This window comes from Nonomuraea fuscirosea, assembly GCF_035917475.1.
Lineage (GTDB): Bacteria > Actinomycetota > Actinomycetes > Streptosporangiales > Streptosporangiaceae > Nonomuraea > Nonomuraea fuscirosea.
In genome coordinates this window covers 7,521,149-7,542,836 of sequence record NZ_CP109074.1, presented here as the reverse complement: position 1 = coordinate 7,542,836, position 21,688 = coordinate 7,521,149, and the positions used below count along the sequence as shown (strand labels likewise).

General features: G+C 71.8%; 22 protein-coding genes and 1 tRNA gene. 11 read left to right on the top strand and 12 right to left on the bottom strand.

What is annotated here, in order from left to right:
- Positions 1-10: 10 nt before the first annotated feature.
- The 3 genes from OIE67_RS34295 to OIE67_RS34285 are packed head-to-tail and all read right to left on the bottom strand — an operon-like array spanning position 11 to position 2,733.
- Complete coding sequence (locus OIE67_RS34295; RefSeq protein WP_326628312.1) at positions 11-973, bottom strand: quinone oxidoreductase family protein; 963 nt, start codon at positions 971-973, stop codon at positions 11-13.
- Between the two features lie 44 nt (positions 974-1,017).
- The gene (locus OIE67_RS34290) at positions 1,018-1,842 is read right to left on the bottom strand and encodes a helix-turn-helix transcriptional regulator (RefSeq protein WP_326628310.1); all 825 of its coding nucleotides are present in this window, start codon (positions 1,840-1,842) and stop codon (positions 1,018-1,020) included.
- 18 nt (positions 1,843-1,860) lie between these two features.
- On the bottom strand, positions 1,861-2,733 hold the full coding sequence (locus tag OIE67_RS34285) for a M23 family metallopeptidase (RefSeq protein WP_326628308.1): 873 nt from the start codon (positions 2,731-2,733) through the stop codon (positions 1,861-1,863).
- Positions 2,734-2,961: 228 nt separating this feature from the next.
- On the opposite strand from OIE67_RS34285, the gene dnaG reads away from it, so the two are divergent.
- The gene (dnaG, locus tag OIE67_RS34280) at positions 2,962-4,803 is read left to right on the top strand and encodes a DNA primase (protein ID WP_106235647.1); all 1,842 of its coding nucleotides are present in this window, start codon (positions 2,962-2,964) and stop codon (positions 4,801-4,803) included.
- 557 nt (positions 4,804-5,360) lie between these two features.
- Entirely contained in the window at positions 5,361-6,464 is a 1,104-nt protein-coding gene (gene rpoD, locus OIE67_RS34275; protein ID WP_393264463.1) for an RNA polymerase sigma factor RpoD, read from the top strand.
- Between the two features lie 99 nt (positions 6,465-6,563).
- On the opposite strand, the gene OIE67_RS34270 is transcribed toward rpoD, so the two are convergent.
- Genes OIE67_RS34270 through OIE67_RS34245 form a run of 6 tightly spaced genes read right to left on the bottom strand, consistent with a single transcriptional unit; the run spans position 6,564 to position 13,418 of the window.
- Positions 6,564-7,367, bottom strand: coding sequence for a glutamate ABC transporter substrate-binding protein (locus OIE67_RS34270; protein WP_106235650.1), 804 nt, complete (start codon positions 7,365-7,367; stop codon positions 6,564-6,566).
- Entirely contained in the window at positions 7,364-8,716 is a 1,353-nt protein-coding gene (locus OIE67_RS34265) for a hypothetical protein (protein ID WP_407674918.1), read from the bottom strand. The genes OIE67_RS34270 and OIE67_RS34265 overlap by 4 nt, the downstream gene beginning before the upstream one ends.
- Before the next feature lie 2 nt (positions 8,717-8,718).
- Positions 8,719-9,375, bottom strand: coding sequence for an FHA domain-containing protein (locus OIE67_RS34260; RefSeq protein ID WP_326628301.1), 657 nt, complete (start codon positions 9,373-9,375; stop codon positions 8,719-8,721).
- Positions 9,375-10,664 carry a vWA domain-containing protein gene (locus OIE67_RS34255; protein ID WP_326628298.1) on the bottom strand — a complete coding sequence of 430 codons (1,290 nt, stop codon included), beginning with the start codon at positions 10,662-10,664 and terminating at the stop codon, positions 9,375-9,377. The genes OIE67_RS34260 and OIE67_RS34255 overlap by 1 nt, the downstream gene beginning before the upstream one ends.
- Positions 10,657-11,448, bottom strand: a complete 792-nt coding sequence (locus OIE67_RS34250; RefSeq protein ID WP_245955624.1) for a protein phosphatase 2C domain-containing protein — start codon at positions 11,446-11,448, stop codon at positions 10,657-10,659. The genes OIE67_RS34255 and OIE67_RS34250 overlap by 8 nt, the downstream gene beginning before the upstream one ends.
- A 26-nt stretch (positions 11,449-11,474) precedes the next feature.
- A complete protein-coding gene (locus tag OIE67_RS34245; protein WP_326628295.1) occupies positions 11,475-13,418 on the bottom strand; it encodes a serine/threonine-protein kinase in 1,944 nt (647 codons plus the stop codon).
- Here OIE67_RS34245 and OIE67_RS34240 point away from each other — a divergent pair.
- On the top strand, positions 13,408-13,566 hold the full coding sequence (locus tag OIE67_RS34240; protein WP_326628293.1) for a hypothetical protein: 159 nt from the start codon (positions 13,408-13,410) through the stop codon (positions 13,564-13,566). The two genes, OIE67_RS34245 and OIE67_RS34240, sit on opposite strands and share 11 nt — an antisense overlap.
- Before the next feature lie 43 nt (positions 13,567-13,609).
- Here OIE67_RS34240 and OIE67_RS34235 read toward each other — a convergent pair whose 3' ends face one another.
- Entirely contained in the window at positions 13,610-14,776 is a 1,167-nt protein-coding gene (locus OIE67_RS34235) for a coiled-coil domain-containing protein (protein WP_326628291.1), read from the bottom strand.
- 177 nt (positions 14,777-14,953) lie between these two features.
- Here OIE67_RS34235 and OIE67_RS34230 point away from each other — a divergent pair, with 177 nt between their 5' ends.
- From OIE67_RS34230 to OIE67_RS34220, 3 genes are read left to right on the top strand one after another with little or no spacing between them, the layout of a single operon-like run.
- A complete protein-coding gene (locus OIE67_RS34230) occupies positions 14,954-15,112 on the top strand; it encodes a hypothetical protein (protein WP_181307058.1) in 159 nt (52 codons plus the stop codon).
- Positions 15,113-15,144: 32 nt separating this feature from the next.
- Positions 15,145-16,419 carry an amylo-alpha-1,6-glucosidase gene (locus OIE67_RS34225; RefSeq protein WP_326628288.1) on the top strand — a complete coding sequence of 425 codons (1,275 nt, stop codon included), beginning with the start codon at positions 15,145-15,147 and terminating at the stop codon, positions 16,417-16,419.
- Positions 16,416-16,889 carry a hypothetical protein gene (locus OIE67_RS34220; RefSeq protein WP_326628286.1) on the top strand — a complete coding sequence of 158 codons (474 nt, stop codon included), beginning with the start codon at positions 16,416-16,418 and terminating at the stop codon, positions 16,887-16,889. Before OIE67_RS34225 ends, OIE67_RS34220 begins: the two co-directional genes overlap by 4 nt.
- Positions 16,890-16,971: 82 nt before the next feature.
- On the opposite strand, the gene OIE67_RS34215 is transcribed toward OIE67_RS34220, so the two are convergent.
- Positions 16,972-17,289, bottom strand: coding sequence for a hypothetical protein (locus tag OIE67_RS34215; protein ID WP_106235665.1), 318 nt, complete (start codon positions 17,287-17,289; stop codon positions 16,972-16,974).
- A gap of 126 nt (positions 17,290-17,415) precedes the next feature.
- Between OIE67_RS34215 and OIE67_RS34210 the strand changes: the two genes are divergently transcribed.
- From OIE67_RS34210 to OIE67_RS34195, 4 genes are all read left to right on the top strand, one after another.
- Positions 17,416-17,490, top strand: a tRNA-Asn gene (locus OIE67_RS34210).
- 310 nt (positions 17,491-17,800) lie between these two features.
- On the top strand, positions 17,801-18,073 hold the full coding sequence (locus OIE67_RS34205) for a cell division protein CrgA (protein ID WP_326628283.1): 273 nt from the start codon (positions 17,801-17,803) through the stop codon (positions 18,071-18,073).
- A 93-nt stretch (positions 18,074-18,166) separates the two neighbouring features.
- A complete protein-coding gene (locus tag OIE67_RS34200; RefSeq protein ID WP_326628281.1) occupies positions 18,167-18,631 on the top strand; it encodes a hypothetical protein in 465 nt (154 codons plus the stop codon).
- Positions 18,632-18,880: 249 nt separating this feature from the next.
- Entirely contained in the window at positions 18,881-20,011 is a 1,131-nt protein-coding gene (locus OIE67_RS34195; RefSeq protein WP_326628279.1) for a nitric oxide synthase oxygenase, read from the top strand.
- A gap of 67 nt (positions 20,012-20,078) precedes the next feature.
- On the opposite strand, the gene OIE67_RS34190 is transcribed toward OIE67_RS34195, so the two are convergent.
- Positions 20,079-20,783 carry a tyrosine-protein phosphatase gene (locus OIE67_RS34190; RefSeq protein WP_326628278.1) on the bottom strand — a complete coding sequence of 235 codons (705 nt, stop codon included), beginning with the start codon at positions 20,781-20,783 and terminating at the stop codon, positions 20,079-20,081.
- 52 nt (positions 20,784-20,835) lie between these two features.
- Between OIE67_RS34190 and OIE67_RS34185 the strand changes: the two genes are divergently transcribed.
- Positions 20,836-21,612: an enoyl-CoA hydratase-related protein gene (locus tag OIE67_RS34185; RefSeq protein ID WP_326628276.1), complete on the top strand. Its 777-nt coding sequence runs from the start codon at positions 20,836-20,838 to the stop codon at positions 21,610-21,612.
- Positions 21,613-21,688 lie beyond the last annotated feature (76 nt).

Genomic DNA, 21,688 nt, shown 5'->3' with positions numbered 1-21,688 from the left:
CGTGGACGCCTCAGCTCCGTTCGACTTCGAGCACGAGCTTGCCGGTGGTACGGCCGGCCTCGATGCGGCGGTGCGCCCGCGCGGCCTGCTCCAGCCGCAGCGACTCGACCCGTACCCGGAGCTCCCCGCTCGCGGCCGCGGCCACGGCCCGGCGCAGCGCCCGGCCCGCCTCCTGCGGGAAGGCGGCGGAGAACGCGGCCAGGTTGAACCCGGAGACGGTCTTGTTGGCGAACCACAGCTCGTCGGCCGAGATCCCGACGTCCTCGGCGCCGGAGGCGTTGCCCATCACCACCAGCCGGCCCATCGGCGCGAGCAGGTCCAGGCCGCTCCGGCGGGCCGTGCCGCCGACCATGTCCACCACGACGTCGAATCGACCGGCCTCGGCCACCTGGTCGCGCAGGACCACCTCGTCGTAGCCGAACGCCCTGGCCGCCTCGATCTTGGCCGGGCTGCCCACGGCGCCCACCACGCGGCCCGCGCCCAGCAGCCGGGCGGCCTGGCCGAGCTGGCTGCCCACGCCTCCGGCGGCGGCGTGCACCAGCACGTCCTCTCCCGGTTCGATGCGGGCCACCCGGTCGAGCACGAGGAACGCGGTGGCGCTGTTGGACGGCAGCGCCGCCGCGGTGCCCAGGTCGAGGTCGTAGCCGTCCAGCGGAGTCACCAGGTCGGCGGAGGTGGTCACCACCTCGGCGTAGCCGCCGCCGTCGACGATCGTCAGCGCGGCGACCGGCTGGCCCGCGCGCAGCCCCTCGACGCCGGGGCCGAGCGCACGGACGCGTCCTGACACCTCGATGCCGGGTACGAACGGCAGCGGGACGTCCACCACACCGCGCCGGTAGAGGATCTCGGCGAAGTTGGCGCCCGCGTAGGCCACGTCGATGGAGACCTGCCCCGGCCCGGGCTCGGGGACCTCGACCTCGTCGAGACGCAGGACGTCGGCGCTGCCGAATTCGGGGATCGTGATCGCTCTCATGCCGTCCATCGTGCGGGGACGGCGCCGGCCACGGCAGTGTCAGCTCATCCTGGGTGTGCCACCACCAGGCTCTCCACCTTCTCCTTGGTGCCGGTGCCGGGGAGTGGCGTGTGCAGCACCACGTTGAGGTCCGCGCGATCCGGCAGGCGCAGCAGCGAGTACTCGAAGGTGAGGTCCCCGGCCTCGGGATGGGTGATCGCCTTGATCCCCTGCGAGCGGGAACGGACGTCCGGCCGCGCCCACAACCCGGCGAAGTCCGCGCTGGCCGCGCACAGCTCCGCTGCGATCCGCCCGAAGACCGGATCGTCGGGGTACCGGGCCGCGCCGGCACGGAAGTCGGCCACCATGTCCGGGGCGAACTCGTGCCACTCGGTGAACCTGCCGCGGTAGGTGGGGTGGGTGAAGAACGCCACCATGCAGTTGCGGACCTCGTCGTCGAACCCGAACACCCGTCTGGCCGCGTCGTTCATCGCCACCAGGTTGTAGTGCCGGTCCAGGACGTGGGCCGGTTGGGGCATCCACGCCGCCAGCACCGCGCGCAGCTGCTCGCTCACCGGAGCGCCGGGGCGGCCCGCGGGGTCCGGTGGATTCAGCCCGGCGAGCACGTACAGGTGCGCCCGCTCGGCCTCGTCGAGCCGCAGCGCGCGGGCGATCGCGTCCAGCACGGCGTCGGAGACCTTGATGTCGCGGCCCTGCTCCAGCCAGGTGTACCAGGACACCCCGACCCCGGCGAGCACGGCCACCTCTTCCCGGCGCAGCCCGGGAGTGCGGCGGCGCCCCGCGGCGAGCATGCCGACCTCGGCCGGCGTGAGCGCTTCCCGCTTGGCCCGCAGGAACTCCTTGAGCTGGTCACGGCGGCTGGCAGTCACCAGCACACCATATGCGCCTCAGCCGGCCGTGACGCCGCCGTCGGTCAGGGGGTCCGTCGCCGTCGGGTTGCGGTCGGCGTCACTGTCGGAGCTCCTGCGCGGCCTCGGCGTCTTGGTGGGCTTGCCGCTCTGCGGCGTCGCCTGCCGCGACACGCACTGCACGGAACAGGGCGGCGTCTCGCCCAGCTTGCCGCGCAGCTTCATCGTCTCCTCGCGCGGCGAGTACGTGCGGTTGCCCTTCTTCCAGGCGTCGAGGTAGTCCCACGGCTCGACCATGCCCCTGCGCACCCACCAGAAGGCCGGGCCGGTCTTCCACGAGATCGCGAAGTAGAGGTTGGACCCGGTGTCGCGGGCGTTGCCCGAGCGGCCCACCCGTCCCAGCACCTGGCCCTTCTTGACCTTGGCGCCCGGCTTGACGCCGTCGGCGATCGAGTCGAGGTGGCCGCCCAGGTAGCGTACGCCGTCGTCACCGATGATCGTGACGAACCTGCCCTCGCGGTCGGCGCCCGCGTCGGTGCCCGGCTGCCACCTGTCCTGGTTGTTCACCTCGTCCACGACGCCTTCGACGGGCGACACGAACGAGCAGCCCTGCGGCGCCCAGATCGTCGTCTTGGGCAGCACGAGCAGCTTGCGCTGGTAGGTGGTCTTGCAGCCCTTCACCGGGAAGGCGTAGCTGTACTTCGACAACTTCGGCGGCGGGACGTTCACCGGGTCGTCGCCCTGGGGCGGCTGCTCGGCCGCCTGCGGCTGGGGAGCAGGGCTCGGGGTCGTGGCGGTGGCCGAGGGGGTCCCCGAGACGGCGACCGTGGAGGGCGATCCGGCCCCTGCTCCGCCCCCGGCGCCGATGCCCGCCAGCCCGGTGGCCTGGGTGCAGGCGCCGGTCAGCAGCATAGCGCCCGTGACAGCCGCCCAACGTCCGATATGCCCCGATCGCATGTTCTCCACCCGTGTCACCGTTTCCACCGACAACCTTTACCTTTGTAGCCGACCGGGAGCCCCCGCATGGCCGCTTTCCCCCTTTAGCAGCCGCAAGGTAACCGTGGGCTACCTCCCCGCTCCCGATACCGGGGACACCCGGTCGGTCGGGAACCGTCGGTGGGGCGGAATAGACTTCCCGGCGTGGCTGGCCGGATCCGTGATGTCGACATCGCACTCGTACGCGAGCGCTCCCCCATCGCCGACGTGATCGGCGAGCACATCCAGTTGCGCAGCGCCGGAGGGGGCAACCTCAAGGGCTTGTGCCCGTTCCACGACGAGAAGAGCCCGTCGTTCAACGTCACCCCCGAGCGGGGGATGTACTTCTGCTTCGGCTGCTCCGAGGGCGGCGACGTGATCACGTTCGTCGAGAAGATCGAGCACCTGTCGTTCGGCGAGGCCGTCGAGCGGCTGGCGCAGCGGGCCGGCATCCAGCTCCAGTACGAGCAGGGCGGCTACGTGCCCCGGCGCGACCACGGCGAGCGGGCCCGGCTGATCGAGGCGCACCGGGCGGCGGCCGAGTTCTACGCCGACAAGCTGATGTCGCCGGACGCGGCGGTGGGGCGGCGCTTCCTGTCGGAACGCGGGTTCGAGCGGGCCGACGCCGAGACGTTCGGGGTCGGCTACGCGCCGGCCGAGTGGGAGGCGCTGGCCCGCCATCTCCTGGGCCGCGGCTTCAGCGCCGACGAGCTGGTCAAGGGCGGTCTGGTCAGGGAGGGGCGGCGCGGCCCGATCGACCGGTTCCGCGGGCGGCTGATCTGGCCGATCAGGGACGCCACCGGCGATGTGATCGGCTTCGGCGCGCGCAAGTTGCTTGATTCCGACGACGGTCCGAAATACTTGAATACGCCTGACTCTCCGCTTTACAAGAAGAGCCAGGTCCTTTATGGAATTGATCTTGCCAAGCGGGAGATCAGCAAGCGCGCGCAGGCCGTGATCGTCGAGGGATACACCGACGTGATGGCCTGCCATCTCGCCGGCGTGCCGACCGCCGTGGCCACCTGCGGCACTTCCTTCGGCGAGGAGCACATCAAGATCCTGCGCCGGTTCCTGCTCGATCAGGCCGAATTTCGCGGCGAGGTCATCTTCACCTTCGACGGCGACGCCGCCGGGCAGAAGGCGGCGCTGCGCGCGTTCGCCGACGAGCAGAAGTTCGTCACGCAGACTTACGTGGCGGTGCAGGGCGACGGGCTCGACCCGTGCGATCTGCGCGTCAAGCAGGGCGACGCGGCCGTGCGCGATCTGATCGCCAGCCGTGAGCCGCTCTTCCAGTTCGCGATCAGGAGCACGATCTCCCGCTACGACCTGCGCAGCAACGAGGGCAAGATCGCCGCGCTCGACGCCGCCGCGCCGATCGTGGCCGGCATCAAGGACGTGGGGCTGCGCAAGCGTTACGCCATCGACCTGGACCGGTGGCTGGGGTTCATGGACGAGCGCTTCGTCATGCAGCGCATCTCCGAGGTGTCCGGCACCCAGCAGGGCCGCCGCAGGCAGGCCCCCAAGGCGGCCCCGCACGACCCGGGCGTGCGGGTCGAGGGCGAGCTGCTCAAGCTGGCCGTGCAGCGCCCCGCGCTGATCGGGCCCCGCTTCGACGCGCTCGACGCGCAGGCGTTCACCGCCGTCGAGCACGTGGCGTTGCACAAGGTCATCGCCGCCGCGGGCGGGCTCGCGGCGGCCGGGCACGGCGGCCGCGAGTGGGTGGACCGCCTGCTGGAGCACGCGCACGAGGAGGGGGCGCGGGCGCTGGTGACCCGGTTCGCGGTGGACCCGATCCAGGCCGACGCCCACGCCGAGGAGCGCTACGCCGGCGCCATGCTGGCCGCCATCGAGGCCATCGCGGTCGATCGGGCCATCGCGCAGGTCAAGTCGCGGATCCAGCGGCTCAACCCGGTGGAGGAGCAGCAGGAGTACAACAAGCTGTTCGGGGAGCTGGTGGCGCTGGAGCAGCAGCGCCGCGTCCTGCGCGACCGCGCCGCCGGCAGCTGACCCGCGACCGCCGCTGCCGCGCCTCCAGAGAGCTACTGGCGTGCCTCCAGGCCGCCGCTTCCGCGCCTCCGGACCGCCGCTTCCGCGCCTCCGGACCGCCGCTTCCGCGCCTCCGGCGCGCCGCTTCCCCGCCTCCGGACCGCCGCTTCCGCGCCTCCGGCGCGCCCTCCGAGACGCCGTCGGAACGGCTCTGCGGTGCCGTCTCATCACTCGCGTTCGGTAACAGTTAGGACGCGATCGCAGCCGCAATTCAGGGTGGTAGACCCGGAAACTTGGCCCGGTCCAAAGTCCGCGGCGAGCCACGGGCGGCCACGTCGGGGCAGCGGAACGGCGGCGTCCGACCGGGGGTGTCGCCGGGCGCGTGAATCCAGACCGCGTAATTGACTTTACTTTCCTGATCAAACTCGGGCTAAACCTTATTGCGATCTCAATTCGGTAAGGACGATCGTCTTACCTTCAGTGACAAAAATGGGTCTGCCATTTGATGGAACCAATACTGCAGACTGTCTCCCGTGGGTGCATCGGTGCTGCCAAGCGGGCCGCCATCGGTAGATCAGGTGGCGGACCTCGTCGCGAAGGGAAGGGAGCGCGGGAGCGTAACCGTCGATGACGTCGCAGCCGCGCTTGACCGATCCGAGTTGCCGTCCGACGCGCTGGAACGCGTCGTGCGGATGCTCGCCGAGAACGGTGTGGAGGTCCTCGAGCCCCAGGGCGACGAGGAGACCTCCCGCGCCGATGAGGAAGACGTAGGCAAGCGGGCGCCGACCAGTGATCTCGTCCGGATCTATCTGCGCGAGATCGGCCGGGTTCCGCTGCTGACCGCCGAGGAGGAGGTGGAGCTCGCCAAGTCGATCGAAGCCGGCCTGTTCGCCGAGGACAAGCTGGCCAACGGGGTCTCGCGTCTGGCCTTCCCGGAGTTCAGGGAGCTCGTCTGGCAGGGCACCCGGGCCAAACAGCGGCTGATCGAGGCCAATCTCAGGCTCGTGGTGTCGATCGCCAAACGCTACGTCGGCCGCGGCATGCTGTTCCTGGACCTGATCCAGGAGGGCAACCTCGGGCTCATCCGGGCCGTGGAGAAGTTCGACTACACCAAGGGCTACAAGTTCTCCACCTACGCGACCTGGTGGATCCGTCAGGCGATCACCCGGGCCATCGCCGACCAGGCGCGGACGATCCGCATCCCCGTGCACATGGTGGAGACCATCAACAAGCTCGTCAGGGTGCAGCGCCAGCTCCACCAGGATCTCGGCCGCGAGCCGATCCCGGAGGAGATCGCCAAGGAGATGGATCTCCCCGTCGATCGGGTGGTGGAGATCCAGCGCATCGCCCAGGAGCCGGTCTCGCTGCAGTCGCCGATCGGTGAGGAGGACTCCGACCTCGGTGACTTCATCGAGGACGCCGACGCCGTCGTGCCCATGGAGGCCGCGGCCTTCATCATGCTGCAGGATCAGCTCGACGACATCCTGGCCACGCTGTCGGACCGCGAGCAGCGCATCATCCAGCTCAGGTTCGGCCTGGCCGACGGGCATCCGCGCACGCTGGAGGAGGTGGGCAGGGAGTTCGGCGTCACACGGGAGCGCATCCGCCAGATCGAGTCGAAGACCCTGGCCAAGCTCCGCCATCCGACGCGGGCGCAGATGTTGCGCGACTACCTGGACTGACCGCCGCCGCGACTGATCACGAGGAGACGGGACCGATCACGAGAAAAGGGGACGGCCACCGCCGTCCCCTTTCCGCTTTCCCCTGTCACCGGCGAGCGGTCACGAACAGCCCTCGAACTGCGGCACCGCGATCGTGGACAGATCCAGCCCGGACTTGCCGAACCACTTGTCCAGCAGCTTCTTCGCCGTCCCGCTCTGGTACATGTCGGTGATCGCCCGGTTCACCGCCTCGCATCCGGCCACGTCGCCCTTGGCCATCCCGATCCCCGAGCGCTGCTCGTTGAACTGCGCGTTGGCCAGCCGCAGCCCCGAGCCGTCCTCGGCGGCCAGCCCGGCCAGGATGACGTCGTTGGTGGTGACCGCGTCCACCTGCCGGTCCTTCAGCGCCGCCAGGCACCTCTTGTAGTCGGGGAACGGCACGACCTGCGCCGCCACCCCGCGTTCCTCCACGACTCGCTTGGCCGCGTTCGCGCCCTGCACCTCGCAGATCTTCCGGCCCTTGAGATCGCGCACGTTCGAGATCGTGTCGTCGCGCCGGGTGAGGATGTCCTGGTACGAGACGTGGTACGGCCCCGCGAACAGCACCCGCTGCTTACGGTCCTGGTCGATCGTGAACGTGGCCACCACCAGGTCGGCCCGCCCCTGGGTGAGCACCTTCTCCCGGTCGGCGGCCAGCACGCCCAGGAAGGAGACCTCCTTGCCCAGCCGGCCGGCCACGTAACGGGCCACGTCCACGTCGAAGCCGTCAAACTTGCCGCCCGCGCGGAACCCGACCGAGGGCAGGTCCGTACGCACCCCGATGACGAGTTCGTCCTTGTCCAAAATCGACTCGCGCCCGCTCATCCCGCAGCCCGCGGCCGCCAGGGCGACCAGGACCAGCGCCACTGCCAGCACCCGCTTCACCGGTACTCCTTGAGTCGTGGCCACACCCCGGCGATCACCAGCAGCCCGATCGCGCCGATGGCGAACGGCATCAGCCGCCACAGGTTGTCCAGCGCGTTCTCGCCGGTGCCGATCGCCCGCTCGAACACCTGCTCGTGCGACTTGGCCATGGACTGCAGCGCCTGGTCGTAGGAGCCGAACGCGGTCATGGTCCGGCCGAGCCGCTCGGCGACCGCCTCGTTGGTCCTGCCGTCCGTGACGAGCCGGCGGAAGGCCGCGTCGGCGCGCTGGAAGTCCTGGTACGCCCCCATCACCTTCGCGCCGTCCCGGCCGACGAGCTCCGGCCCCAGCATGCCGAGACCTCCCGTCGTGCCGCTGGACACCTGCTGGTGGTAGGTGCTCAGGTTGCCCGCCTCGTAGTAGACGACCGACAGCGACTTGTCCAGATACGTGTGCTCGTAGGTGTCGGCCCGTTCCTTGTCCAGCAGGTAGCGGCTCTGGTCGCCCTGCATGCTGTTGCTGATCGCCCGCGCCCTGGCCAGCGTCAGCACCGAGTCGAACCCGTCCGACTTGGCCGTGCGCAGGGCCCGCTCGTCCTGGCTGAGCACGTTCACACCGAAGATCATCGCCACCGCGGTCGTCACCGTGGCCGCCATCAGCGCCGGCCCGAAGACCCGGCGGAAGCGCCGGGCCAGGAAGACCTGCAGCCAGATCAGGCAGCCCAGCGCCACCAGCCCGGCCACCGCGACCGCCACCCGCACGAGCGGCACCATGAGGGCCTTCTCGTCGTAGGTGCGGCGCACGATCGTGCCGCTCTCCAGGGTCAGGTTGTACGCCTGCGGCAGCAGCACCAGCCGCATGAGGTCGGTGGCGGTGCGGTAGGTGCGCACCACGTCGTCCGGCGGCGGCCCGGCGGCGTGATTCGCCTGGTCGTTCAGCAGCAGGGCCTGCCCGGCCAGCCGCTCGTAGCGGCCGAGCCCGTCGAGCACCGACCGGACGGTCTGGCGCTCGGCCTCGTTGTCGCCCGACAGCTCGAACGCCTCCAGCAGCGCCCGGTGAGCCTCGACCCGCCGTGTGTCGTACTGCTTCAGCGCCTCGGCCCGCCGCGATCCGTAGTCCCTGCCGATCACGAGCAGGTTGGCGACCTGCGCGTCCATGTCGCTCAGCGCGAGGTAGAGGCCGGCGGAGGCGACGACCTGCGGGCCGGCGTCGCGGCCGATGACGCGCAGCCCGTCGCGGGCGCTGGAACTGCCGACCGCGAGCGCGGCGAAGAGCAGGGCCAGCGACGCGACCGTGATACCGGAGATGACGCGGATCCGGCCCGGCACGCTCCGGCGCGCCGGCGCGGGGGCGGGCCGCACCTGCACCATGGTCACGGCGTGCCCTCCCTGATCGTGATCACGGTCCACGCCCCGAGGTGGATGCGGTCGCCGGGGCCGATCCTGACCGGGACGTTCACCGTGAGGGGCCGGCCGTTCAGCTGGGTGCCGTTGGACGAGCCGGGGTCCACCAGCAGCCAGGAGCCGTCCGGCCGGCCCAGCAGCACGGCGTGCAGGTGGGAGACGCCCGGGTCCTCGGGCGGCCCGGTCAGGTCGATCTCGGGGGCGGCGTTCCTGGCCCGGCTGCGCCGGCCGATGCGGACCTGCTCGCCGTGCAGCGCGAACGAGCGCTCGGGGCAGTACGGCGGGAACGCCATCGCGGCGGCGTCGGGACCGCCCTCGGCGATGACCTTCTCGTAGTAGGTGCGGTCGGCGCCGGTGACGGCCTCGTAGCGCGCTCCCGTCGCGGGCAGGGGGACGGCGGAGCCGTTGCCGCTGTAGTCGTGGCCGCACACCTCGCAGAACTGCCCGGCGCGCGGCGTCTGGCAGACGGGGCAGGTCTCCGCGGCCGGCCCCGCAGCCGCTTCCTGGGGCTGGGGCTGGGGGGCGGAGTGGTGGGACACGGGCTGAGGCGGGCCGGCCATTTGGGCGCCGCAGGTGTCGCAGTAGTCGTCGGCGCCCGACGCGTGCCCCTGCGGGCAGGTCGCCATCAGTTTCCTTCCTTACGCAGCCGGCTCGTCCGCACGGAGCCGGTGTCCAGCTCGATCTCGTCGGCCTTGTCCACGTTCCTGCGCAGCCGGGCCGTGCCAGTGGCCGGGTCGACCTCCACCACCCGCTCCAGCAGCCTGGCGGTGTCCTCCCGGCCGGAGTCGGTGGCGATCTGCCGCGCCTTGGCCAGGCGGGCGGTGGCGGTGTCGACGTCGCCGACGGAGCGGGCGTTGAGGCCCTCCTGGATCAGCTCGTGCAGCTCCGCCTGGCCGGTGTAGTGGGCGATTTTCCTGTTGATCCGGGTGGACTGCGCCAGGTCGTCGGTCCACTGGGCCAGCACGTTGCCGGAGGCCACGGTCTCCTGGGTGTCGGGGCGGACGAGCTTGACCCAGCCCGCTCTGATCTCCTGCCCGACCTGCCCGGGCGGCACCTCGACGCAGATGTGGTATTCGCGTTCCTCGGCGCCCCAGGAGCCGGTGGGGTAGTCGCCGGTCAGCGGATTGACGTCGGTGCGTTTGCCGGTCAGGTCGAGCAGCGTGGGGGAGACCTGCTTGACGAACTTCAGCCGCGCGGTCTGCGGCACCCACACCCGCAGCGACAGGTCGGCCACCGTCTTGCTCATCGACGTCTGGGTGAGCCGGCGGAAGTATTCGGGCAGGTCGCCCTGGTTGCGCACGAAGTCGAACGTGCCGAGCAGCGCCTCGGCCACCTTGCGCAGCTCGGCGGGCACCCAGTCGTCGCCGACGCCCAGGCAGTCGGCCACGAACTTGCCGCTCCAGCCCGCCAGCACGGAGGCGAACACCTCGGGCCGCTCGTTGTTCTGCCCGTCGGTCATGAGCAGCGCGTGCCTGATCGCCGAGGGATGCGCGGTCAGCAGGTGACCGGCCAGCTTGAGCCACTCGCCCATCGCGGTGCCGCCGTGCGCGGTCAGCCGGCTGATGGCCCGCTCCGCCTCGGCCCTGGTGGCCGGGCTCGCCTTGACCAGATTGGCGTGGCCACCGGGGAAGACGACCCTGGCCGACTCCGTACCGGCGATCACCGCGAAATAGACACCGTCGCGCAGCGTCCGCACGGCGGTCGCGGCCGCCTGCCGCGCCTCACGGATCTTGCTGCCGCTCATCGAGCCGGACGTGTCAATGATGATCACTTCGGCCGCCTCGGCGGACGGGGCCGCCTGCACGGTCGCGCCGCCGGTGGAGCCGACGGTGAGAATGGCGTGCACCTCGCGGCCGTCAAGCGGAAGGTACTTGTTCTGGTCGACGTTCAGCGTGAAAACGGGCTGGTCAGCCATGCGACTCTCCTAGGGGGATCAAAACGATCGTCACGTTGTCCTGGCCACCGGAGTCCAGCGCGTGGCGCAGCATCTCACGGGCCATCTCGATGGGGGTGCCGGTGGCGGGGAAGGCATAGCCGTCCAGATAGCGCCACAGGCCGTCGCTGCAGACGAGCAGCATCCCCGGCCGCTCCGGGGTGAAGGCGCGCAGGTGCAGGTCCACGTCGCCGGCGTCGGCGCCGAGCCAGGCGGTGATCTCGCCGGTCTCCACCACGTCGTCCTCGGTCAGCAGGGAGCCGCCGGGCAGCAGGTACGCCCGCGTGTCGCCGGCCCAGCCGAGCGTGACCCGGCCGTCCCGCGCGACCGCGGCCGAGACGTACGTGCAGGCCGGGGCGTCGTCCAGCGACGTCGCCAGCTTGGCCACGGCTCGCCCGGCCAGCTCGAACGCCTCCTCCTGCGGCAGGCCCCTGGCCAGCGCCGCGCCCGCGGTCTCCACCGCCACCGCGGAGGCCTCGTCGGCCCTGGGCGAGCTGCCCACGCCGTCGCAGACCACGGTCACCACGGTTCCGCCGGTTTCGAGCAGGGACACCGCGTCCTCGTTCCTGCTGCGCCGCAGGCCCTTGTCGGTCACCGCCGCGGCGCCGCCGGGCAGCACGATCTCGGCGTGGTCGCGGCCGGTGGGCTGGCGCAGCCCGCACCGCTCGCAGTAGCCCTCCGCGTCCACGGCCGCCGCGCCGCAGGAGGAGCAGGTGGGCGCGCCCAGCGCGTGGCCGCACGCCTCGCAGTACGTGTCTCCGGCCACCACGGGAGCCTCGCAAACGGGACAGATCACAACCACGTCCTCGGTCGTACGGCATTGGCCTGGTCGATCAGCGCGTGCCGCTCCTGGCGCGTCTCCGCCGCCACGGCCAGCCTGCGATAGATGGATTCGAGCCGTTTGCGCAGCCCCGGCTCGGTGAACGGCGCGTCGGCCAGCCGCACGGAACCCTGCGGCGGCGGGTTGTCGTCCAGCCAGGCCAGCGCCCCGCCCAGCACCTCGGCCGTGAGCAGGTCGCGGCGGCGCGGGTCGAGGTCGGCCTGATTCGCGACCCGGTCGGCGGCGCCCACGAGCTCGTCCGGCCTCAGCACGCTGAGGTCGGCCCGGCGCACCACCGAGGCCGCCAGCGCCACCTGCGCCGCCACCCGGTAGACCGACGACGCGGGCACCTCGTCCAGGACGTCGATCCGGCCCGTCCTGGCCAGCCCGAACGCCGCGCTGACGTAGGTGTGGTCGGTGCGCCAGATGAGGTCGTACCAGGGGGCGGCGGGCTTGCCCGCGCACTCCAGCGCGAACGCCAGCGCCAGCTTCGGCGCCGTCTCGCCGGGCAGGTGTGACAGGCACGCCTCGAACAGCGACACCGCCTGGTCCGCCTGCCCGGTGGTCAGCGCGAGCACCCCGCGGTACCAGGTGAGCCGCCAGTCGCGCGGCAGCTCGCGGTCCAGCTCGTTCAGGGCGACGGGGGTCTCGGCCGCGCCCGACTCGGCCAGCAGCCTGACCCGCATGAGCTTCGTCTCGGGGGTCGCCGGCATCGCGGCGACCTGGTCCAGTAACTCCTTGCCGTCGCGGCCGAGCAGCCCGGCGAGCGCGCCGGCCGCCGGGTCGGCCGGATCCACCAGGGGCACCGGCAGCGCGCGGGCGACGGCCAGCGGGTCCAGCGGCTCGAACACCTCGCCGTCCCGCTGCGACAGCGCCGTCCCGACGGCGGTGCGCTCCGGCCCGAACAACGTCGACAGCGCCGGGTGCGGCACCCCGCTCTCCAGCGCGCTGACCTCACGCAGCACGCCGACGAGCTGCTCCTCCATCTCCCACGCGCTCTGGAACCTGTCGGCCGGATTCGCCGCGGTCGCCTTGCGCAGCAGCCGGGTGAACGACGGGTGCCCGCAGTCGGCCGGCAGCGGGCTGGCCACGCCGCCCGAGGCCGGGCTGAACCCCTGGATCGCCAGCACCGCCAGCGTCCTGGCCACCGTGTAGAGGTCGGAGGCGATCGACGACGGCTGCGTCTCCAGCTCGGGGGCGTGGTAGCCGACGGTGACCCAGGACGAGCCCACCGGCGAGCCGAACGGCTGCACCGCGCCCAGGTCGATGAGCTTGAGCCGGCGACCGACCCTGATCACGTTGGCCGGCTTGAGGTCGCAGTAGACCAGGCCGTTCTCGTGCAGGTAGCCGAAGGCCTGCAGGATCTCCCTGCCGTACATCAGGGCCTCGCGCAGCGGCAGCGGGCCCTGGCGGCGCAGCTCGTGCAGCGACTGGCCGCCGACGTACTCCATGACGATGTAGCCCAGGCCGGCCGAGCGCTGGAAGTTGAAGATCTTGACGATGTTGGGGTGGTCGACGGTGGTCAGGAACTTCCGCTCGGCCTCGGCCGCCGCCAGCGCCTCGGCGTCCATGGTGTTGAGCAGGCCCTTGAGCACCACCCACCGGCCGTCCAGGTTCTCGTCGGAGGCCAGGTAGATCCAGCCGAGACCGCCGTGCGCCAGGCAGCCCAGCACCCGGTACTGGCCGGCGACCAGGTCGTCCTTGGCCAGCTTCGGGGCGAAGGAGAACTGGGTGCGGCAGTGCGGGCAGAACCCGTCCGTCAGCCCGGGGCGGCCCTCGCGCGAGCGGCCCACCGGCTTGCCGCAGTCGGGGTTGGCGCAGTGGCGCTTCTCCTCCGGCACCTCGGGGTTGGCCATCACCGCGGTGGACGGGTCGCGGTACGGGACCGACGGCAGGTCGGCGATCGTGGCCAGCACCCCGGCCCGCGACCTGCCGCTGCTCAACGGGGAGCTCATCGATCTGCTCACCGGCTGCGTGTGCAGGGGCACCGACGACGGCACCGACGACGGCGCCGACGGCGGCAGCGGTGACGGGCTCGCCGCGTTCCCGCACTGGTCGCAGTAGCCCTCCTCGATCGTCCCTGTGCAGCCGGGCTGCGCGCAGCGGGTCATCGCCTACCTCCGGAAATCGCGCGCTGATAGTTCTCGACGGCCTCGGCCGCCCTCGTCAGATCGCAGGGGGCGCTCCACAGCAGCACCCGCGCCCGCTCGTACAGCTCCGAGGTCACCGGGTCCTCGGCCAGCCCCTTGCGCACCGCCATCGCCTGGCAGGCGCCGAGCCGGCCGCGTAACTCGTCGCGCCTGCCGACGAGGCCGTAAAGCGCTTTGGCGGTGGCCCGCGCCTGGTCGGCGACCCTGCGGGTCTCGCCCTCCAGCGCCGACAGCCGCTTGGCCCGCAGCACCCACGGATCGGCGGAGGCGTCGAGCGCGTCCAGCTCACCGGCCAGCGCCTCGACCCTGCTGCGCGGCTGGGCCTGCGGCGGCAGGGCGATCTTGACCACGACCGAGCCGTGGGCCAGCCGGGTCTCGCTCTCGGCGGCCCGCACCCGGTCGAGCGCGGCCACCAGGTCCTCCCTGCGCCTGGCGTACTCGTCCTTGACCACGATCGCCAGCTCGACCTCCGCCAGCGAGCCGGCCAGCAGCCGGGTCACCCGGTCGAGGTCCGGCCCGACGGAGGGGCCCAGCGGGTCCTCGACCGCCGCCGCGCGCATCCGCTTCAGCTCCGCCTCCTGGGCGGCCAGGTCGGAGGTCTCGCCCAGCAGCCCCTCCAGCTCGCGGATCCGGCGCAGGCGGGCCTCGGCGTCGTCGAGGCGGGGCAGCACGGCGTTCCACACCGCGTCGATCTCGTTCAGCGCGGCCGTGACCTCGCGGAACGCGGCGTCCATCCGGGTCACGGTCTCGTCGAGCGTCAGGCGCGCGTCCGCCTGGGGGAGCAGCGAACGCTGCTCGACCGGCTTGGCGGCGGCACGCAGCACCACGGACGGGCCCGACAGCAGCTCGGTGAGCCGGGCGAGCTGGTCGACGCCGAGCCGCGGCCGGGAGGCCCTGAGCTGCTCGGCGTCGCGCAGCACGGCACGGTAGGCGTCGTTCAGCGCCCACAACCCGGCCAGCGCCTCCTGCGCCGCGGCCCAGCGCCGCTCGGTCGCCCCGCGTAAGGAGGCGCCCCGCAGCAACCGGTAGGTGGTGTGGGATTCGAGATCGAGCAGGTCGCCGGAGATCCGGTCACGTTCGTCGGCCCGAGCGCGCAGCGCGTGCTCGGCGCCCTCCCTGCTCATTGGTGGTCCCAGGCTCATCACGCTCCCCGTGAAGAGGCCCCCCGCTGCCCCGTTTATACCGCCTCAACGGCGGGTTTGAGGGCTTTAGTTCCTTTGGCTCGGGGTGACCCCTGACTTGTCCCTGATCTAACCCTGCCTCGCCTGCAAACCACTTAAGGATCTCTTAGCGTGGTGGTCATGGGACGAATTCTTCTGATCGTCGCGGCCGTCATCGCCGCGCTCCTGCTGCTCGGCCCCCTCGTGGGCTTCGCCCTCACGCTGCTCAAGTGGGGGCTCGTCATCGGCGCCGTCGCGTTCGCCGTCATGTTCGCCTCGAAGTGGCTCAAGCGGACATAGCTTCCTGAGACATCCGCAGTCATAGTGAGGTGATGGAGGCGCGGCCGGCGGTCGACGATGCCGCGCTCGGGCGCGAGGCCCTGGCCGTGCTCGAGGCGAACTGGACGGGCACCGGCACCGTGCCCGCGCCAGGGCTGTATCCGCACCAATGGAGCTGGGACTCCGCGTTCGTCGTCATCGGCCTGGCCAGGCACCGGCCGGACCGGGCCCGCGACGAGCTGCTCAGCCTGCTGCGCGGGCAGTGGGCCACCGGGATGGTGCCGCACATCGTCTTCCATACCCGCGAAGCGTACTTCCCCGGTCCTTCCGTGTGGCGATCGCAGGAGCACAAGGCCGCGCCCCGCGTGCTCACCTCGGGACTCACCGCGCCGCCGCTGCACGGGCTGGCGCTGTGGTGGCTCTACCGCCACACGGGCGACGCCGCGTTCGTCAGGCAGGCCTACCCGGCGCTGGCCGCCCAGCACGACTACCTCGCCTCGGCCCGCGACCTGGGCGGCGCCGGGCTCGCCGCGATCGTGCACCCCTGGGAGTCGGGCATGGACGACAGCCCGGCCTGGGACGAGCCGCTCAACGCGCTGCCCTCGATCCGGTACGGCTACCACAACGTCGAGATGGAAGAACGCCACCCCGACAGCGACCACGACCGCTACGTCTGGCTCGCGATGCGCTACCGGGACGCCGGCTACAGCCCCGGCTACCTGCGCGACGAGCACCCGTTCGCCATCGAGGACCCGATGTTCAACGGGATCTGGCTGGCCTCCTGCCAGGCCATGGCCGAGCTCGCCCCGCTCGCCGGCGTCGATCCCGCGCCGCACGCCGAGCAGGCGGAACGCATCAGGGGGGCCCTGCTCGACCGCCTCTGGGACGGCTGCTTCTACGCCAGGGACCTGCGCGCGGACCGGCTCATCCGGGTGTGCACGGTCGGCGCGTTCGGGCCGCTGCTCGACCCGGGGCTGCCCGCCGACCGGCTGCGGGCCGTCGTCGACGTGCTGGAGTCGGCCAGGTTCATGGGCGCGACCGGCTATCCGGTGCCGAGCTGTGAGATCCGCGCCGCCCAGTTCGACCGCACCCGCTACTGGCGCGGCCCCTCCTGGGTGAACACCAACTGGCTGCTGCGCAGGGCCGCGGCCGTGCACTCGCTCGACCAGCTCGGCCAGCAACTCACCAACGGCACCTTACGCCTGGTCCGCCAGGCCGGTTTCCGCGAGTGCTTCGACCCGTTCGACGGCAGCGGGCGGGGCTGCAGGGACTTCTCCTGGAGTGCGGCGCTCACCCTGGATCTGCTCGCCGATATCGTGGTCGAATGAGCCTTTTCCGCCGGCTGCCCGCTGACGTGCGCCGTTCCCTGGACTTCGAGAAGGGGGAGCGGGTGCTGACGTTCGCCGCCGCGGAGGTGGGTCACCTGGTGGCCACCAACCTCGCGCTCCACCTGCCCGGCGGCACGCGCCTGCCGTACGAGGAGATCGACCGGGCCTCTTGGGACGAGGACGGCCTGCACGTGATCACCACGGACGGCGTCCGGCACTTCGAGCGGATCTCCGAGCCGCGCATGATGCCCGAGACCGTGCGCGAGCGGGTCAACTCCACGATCGTGGTCAACAAGCACGTGCAGCTGCCCGGCAGGGGCGGCGTCCGGCTGGTGGCCAGGCGCAGGCCCGGCGGCGAGCTGCTCGGCTGGACCCTCGTCTTCGACGACGGCCTCGACCCCGCCGACCCCGGCCTGCGCGCCCAGGCCGAACAGGCCCTGGAAGGCGTACGCCGGAGCATGGGCGTCTGACCTTCCCGCTCCGGCGTGGGCGCGGCCGCAGGCGTGCGGGGGTGTACGGCCGCTCTCAACCCACACGGGGTCGGCGTGTGCCTCAGTAGGGGATGCCGCTCTCCCGGGCCTTCCGCTCCGCGGCGTCCTCCTCGGGCCAGCCGGTGCCGTTCGCCGAACCGTGCTCGTCGGAATGGAGGAACGGGATCCGCTGCTGCAGCGTGTCACCCACCCTCTCCCTGGCCATCCCCGCGAACCTCGACGCCTGCGCCCCGAACACCCCGGCCGCTTCCTGCACCCGGGGATTGTCGGCCACGCGCTGCGCGGTCCGCTTGATCTGCTCGTACCGTTCGCGCCCGGCCCGGCTGCCCAGCACGTAGCCCACAGCCAGCCCGACAGCGAATGTCAGTCGATAACGCATTTTTCACCTCCGCTGTCTCCGGGCCTACCCCGCTGACGATGCGACACGCACTCCCGGAGTGCGCTAATCTATTCCTGCGCACAGCGACAGGGCCCAGGGCCCCGCCAAGGTGGGCAAACAGTTCGATCCCGCGTAGCTCAACGGCAGAGCAGCCGGCTGTTAACCGGCAGGTTATAGGTTCGAGTCCTATCGCGGGAGCCAGTCTGCCAGGCCCTCTTCCTCCGGAAGGGGGCCTGAGTCGTTTCCGGCGACGTGGGGGATCAGGTGGCTCAGAGCCGCACCCCATGGCTCGGGTGCGTCGGCCGGTCCTCCCGCTGAGGGCGCCTGCGGTGCGGGGCGCCCGATCCGATGGCCAGAGCCACGGCGCCGATCATGAAGCCAGCACCCACAGGATCGGCCTCGGCCCGGAGGTGCGGACGCGCGCTAGGGGTCGGCGGTGGGCGGTCGTTGTGCTTTGATGGCGGTGCTTCGGACTTGCGCGTTTCCTGGCCCCCATCACAGGAGTGAACGAGTGTCTGCCTCTTCACCCGGCTCGCCCGACTCTCCCGGCCGCTCGTCGCGGCGGCCCGCGCGTACGCCCATGTGGCCGGCGGTGGCGATGGGTCTCTGCTGGATCGTCGGCGTCCTGTGGATCGTCGTGTTCTACCTGAACCCCACTCTGCCGGTCCTCGCCGAGCTGGGGAACTACAACCTGCTCGTCGGCTTCGCGTTCATCATCCTGGGTGTGTTCTTCGCCCTGGTGCAGGCGGTGGTGGCCATCGTGGTGGCGCGCCGCCGGGGCTGAAGCTGAAGATCGGTTCGGCTGTCTTAAGCCTCGCTTCAGGTGCCGCGGGCGACCCTCGGGGGTGTCGAAACCCCCTCGGGGAGGGAGATCCCAATGATGAAGCGACACCTGGCGATCGTCGCCACGGTCGCGGCGCTCGGACTCGGCGGCATGGCCGGGCCCGCACTGGCCGGCGAACGCCCTGACGGGCCCGTCAGAGTGCTCGGCGGGCAGGACGGGCACGCCGAACGTGCGCGGCCCGACGGGCACGGCGAACGTACGCGGCACGGCGGGCATACGGAACGTGCGTGGCACGGCGGCAGGCTCGTGTGCTGGACGGATGACGGCGAGGTCGTGCGCCTTTCCAGGGCCAAGGTGGCCGAGCTGATCGACGACGAGTACGTCGAGGCCGTGCCCGCGCGGGCCGCCGAGGACGACGTGCGGCGGGCGACGCCCGAGCGGCTGACGATCCGCGTTCCGGCACGGGAGATCGCGGGCGGGAAGGTCGCCGGCAAGCGGTGGCGTCACGCGCGCGTCATCCGTCTCACCTGCGCATGGGAGGGGCACGTCCGCCGGTAGCCCGGACGGTGTCACGCGTCGCCGGCAGGGTTTCCGGGGGCGCGTGGCATTTCACGCTATGTGACTCGACCATCACCCGTTTTCCCGTTCCTGGGACAAGGCGGGCATGGCGCGCAAGGATGGAAGGGCCGGTCGTTCAGGCCGGAGCCGCGGGAACCGTGACGGAGGCGTGGAGAGGGCGCCACCAGGACGTGTCGCCGACCCGGAATCGGCGGGGCGCTCCGCTGACGGAGAAGTGCTGACTGCCGCGTGCCTACCTGGATCAAATCCCTTCGACCCTTCGACGCGCCAGCCGCCCGCACGGTGGTCAGGCGCACCACCGACCTCGGCGAGGCCGAGCGTTTCATCAGGCTCTTCCACACCGAGAACCCGTCCGCCGGGAACCCGTACACCCGCCTGCGCGACGTCGCCAGGGAGGTGGCCCGGCGCGGGACCTACACGCACACGTACGAGGAACTGGAGTTCGGGGCCCGGGTGGCCTGGCGTAACAGCAGCCGGTGCATCGGGCGGCTGTACTGGCGCTCGCTCAAGGTACGTGACCGCCGCCAGGTGAGCACGGCCGAGGGGGTCGCCCTCGAATGCGTGGCCCACCTGCGCGACGCCACGGGCCGAGGCAGGATCAGGCCCACGGTCACCGTGCTGCCGCCCGACACCCCCGCCCTGCCCGGCTTCCGGATCGTGAACGACCAGCTCATCCGGTACGCCGGCTACCGCACCCCAGATGGCGTGCGCGGCGACCCGGCCAACCTCGCGCTCACCGAGACCGCCACCCGCCTGGGCTGGCGCGGCCGGGGCGGCCGGTTCGACGTGCTGCCGCTCGTCATCCGGTCCCCGGCGGGCGAGCCGCTTCTGTGCAACCTGCCCGGGGACGCCGTGCTGGAGGTGCCGCTGACGCATCCCGACTATCCCTGGTTCGAGGAACTCGGCCTGCGCTGGCACGCCGTACCGGCCATCTCGGACATGTGCCTGGAGATCGGCGGAATCTGCTACCCCTGCGCGCCGTTCAACGGCTGGTACATGGGCACCGAGATCGGCGCGCGCAACCTGGCGGACGCGGACAGGTACGACCAGCTCGGGGTGGTGGCGGAGCGGCTCGGGCTGGACACCTCCAGCGAACGGACGCTCTGGCGCGACCACGCGCTGGTGGAGCTGAACGTGGCGGTGCTGCATTCGTTCGAGCGGGCCGGGGTGAGCATGACCGATCACCACACGGAGTCGCGGCGCTTCCTGACGCATCTGTCGCGGGAGGAGCAGGCGGGACGGGTCTGCCCGGCGGACTGGTCGTGGATCGTGCCACCGCTGTCGGGCAGCGCCACGCCCGTCTTCCACCGCTACTACGACACGCGCGTCCTGACCCCGGCCTTCGTCCACCACCGGTAGGAGGTGCCGAGGGGGAGGGGCGGCGGCCACCCGCCCGCCCGTCGCGGTGAGCCGGTTGTGTAAGGCGTCAGGGGTGGGGCTCGGTCAGGCGGTCGCGGAGGGTGGTGAGTTCGGCGGCGGTCAGGCCGGCCGCCGTCAGGCGGGCCTCCACGTCGAGGCGCGCCAGCAGGGCCGAGACGACCTCTTCCGTGGTGGTCCCGGCCTCCGCCAGGCGGGCCCGTACGCGCAGGTCGTCGTCGGGCTCGCCCAGCAGGGCGTACAGCGGGCCGAGCCGGGCCGCCGAACACGAGTAGTCGGCCAGGATGTCGGCGGGCCCGACCCCGGCCAGCGCGAGCAGCAGCAGCGCGATCAGCCCGGTGCGGTCGCGGCCGGCCACGCAGTGGATGAGCACCCCGCCGGGCTCGGCCCGCGCGACGGCGCGCAGGGCGAGGACGCACAGGTCGGCCCGCCGGTCGAGGAACGGGCCCAGGTAGAGGGGCGTCCCGCCGTACCGGGTGACGGCGGGGTCGTCGTCGCGGTGCAGGGGCACGCTGACGATCGTCATCCCGGGCGGGCGGTGGCCGGGGGCGGCGCGGTGCTCGCCGGGAGTGCGCAGGTCGACGATCGTGCGTACGCCGTGGGCCGCCGCGGCCGCCCAGCCGGCCGGGGTGAGCCGGTCGGGCGTGTCGGAACGCACCACCGCCCCCCAGCGCGTCCGCCGTCCGCCGGTCGCCGCCAGGCCGCCCAGGTCGCGGACGTTGTGGCAGCCCTCCCACGCCAGATGCCGCTCCATGGGACCACCGTATCCTTGCCTTCCTGGGCTAGAACATGGTTCTGTTAGGGGCATGGCGGATCTGGTGCTCTCGACGCTCGACGACAAGGGCGTGCTCACGCTGACCTTCAACCGGCCCGACACGCTCAACGCGTGGACCGACGCGATGGGGCGGCGCTACTTCGACCTGCTGGCGGAGGCGGAGCAGGATCCCGGGGTACGGGCCGTGGTGGTCACCGGCGCGGGCCGGGGGTTCTGCTCGGGAGCCGACTTCAAGACGCTGACCGCCATCCAGACCGGCTCGTACGACGAGGCCCCCGACCCCCGTCCCAACACCTTCCCCACGACCATCGCCAAGCCGATCATCGCCGCCGTCAACGGGGCCTGCGCGGGCCTCGGCATGGTGCACGCCCTCGTCTGCGACCTCGTCTTCACCGCCGAGGAGGCCAAGTGGACGACGGCCTTCCCGCGCCGCGGGCTGGTCGCCGAGTACGGGCTGTCCTGGGTGCTGCCGCGCGTCATGGGGCAGCAGCGGGCGATGGACGTCCTGCTGTCGGGGCGGGTGTTCTCCGGGCGGGAGGCGTACGAGCTGGGGCTGGCCAACCGGGCCGTGCCGGGGGCCGAACTGCTGGACCAGGCCCGCGCCTACGCCGCCGAACTGGCGGTGCACAGCTCGCCGGCGTCCATGGCGGTGATCAAGCGGCAGGTGTGGCACGACTGGGACACCACGCTGGAGGAGTCGGCCAAGGCGGCCACCCAGGAGATGCTCGCCTCCTTCGGCCGGCCGGACTTCGCCGAGGGCGTGGCCAGCTTCCTGGAGCGCCGCCCGCCCACCTTCCCGCCCCTGTAACGGCGCCGCCCGCCCACCTTCCCGCCTCCGTAACAGCGCCGCCCGCCCACCTTCCCGCCTCCGTAACAGCGCCGCC

Bases quoted from the DNA above. Each gene is read 5' to 3' on its own strand.
- OIE67_RS34295 (WP_326628312.1), bottom strand. From the start codon at position 973: ATGAGAGCGATCACGATCCCCGAATTCGGCAGCGCCGACGTCCTGCGT.
- OIE67_RS34285 (WP_326628308.1), bottom strand. From the start codon at position 2,733: ATGCTGCTGACCGGCGCCTGCACCCAGGCCACCGGGCTGGCGGGCATC.
- OIE67_RS34265 (WP_407674918.1), bottom strand. From the start codon at position 8,716: ATGGTGCAGGTGCGGCCCGCCCCCGCGCCGGCGCGCCGGAGCGTGCCG.
- OIE67_RS34260 (WP_326628301.1), bottom strand. From the start codon at position 9,375: ATGGCGACCTGCCCGCAGGGGCACGCGTCGGGCGCCGACGACTACTGC.
- OIE67_RS34255 (WP_326628298.1), bottom strand. From the start codon at position 10,664: ATGGCTGACCAGCCCGTTTTCACGCTGAACGTCGACCAGAACAAGTAC.
- OIE67_RS34235 (WP_326628291.1), bottom strand. From the start codon at position 14,776: ATGAGCAGGGAGGGCGCCGAGCACGCGCTGCGCGCTCGGGCCGACGAA.
- OIE67_RS34230 (WP_181307058.1), top strand. From the start codon at position 14,954: ATGGGACGAATTCTTCTGATCGTCGCGGCCGTCATCGCCGCGCTCCTG.
- OIE67_RS34225 (WP_326628288.1), top strand. From the start codon at position 15,145: ATGGAGGCGCGGCCGGCGGTCGACGATGCCGCGCTCGGGCGCGAGGCC.
- OIE67_RS34220 (WP_326628286.1), top strand. From the start codon at position 16,416: ATGAGCCTTTTCCGCCGGCTGCCCGCTGACGTGCGCCGTTCCCTGGAC.
- OIE67_RS34215 (WP_106235665.1), bottom strand. From the start codon at position 17,289: ATGCGTTATCGACTGACATTCGCTGTCGGGCTGGCTGTGGGCTACGTG.
- OIE67_RS34200 (WP_326628281.1), top strand. From the start codon at position 18,167: ATGATGAAGCGACACCTGGCGATCGTCGCCACGGTCGCGGCGCTCGGA.
- OIE67_RS34190 (WP_326628278.1), bottom strand. From the start codon at position 20,783: ATGGAGCGGCATCTGGCGTGGGAGGGCTGCCACAACGTCCGCGACCTG.
- OIE67_RS34185 (WP_326628276.1), top strand. From the start codon at position 20,836: ATGGCGGATCTGGTGCTCTCGACGCTCGACGACAAGGGCGTGCTCACG.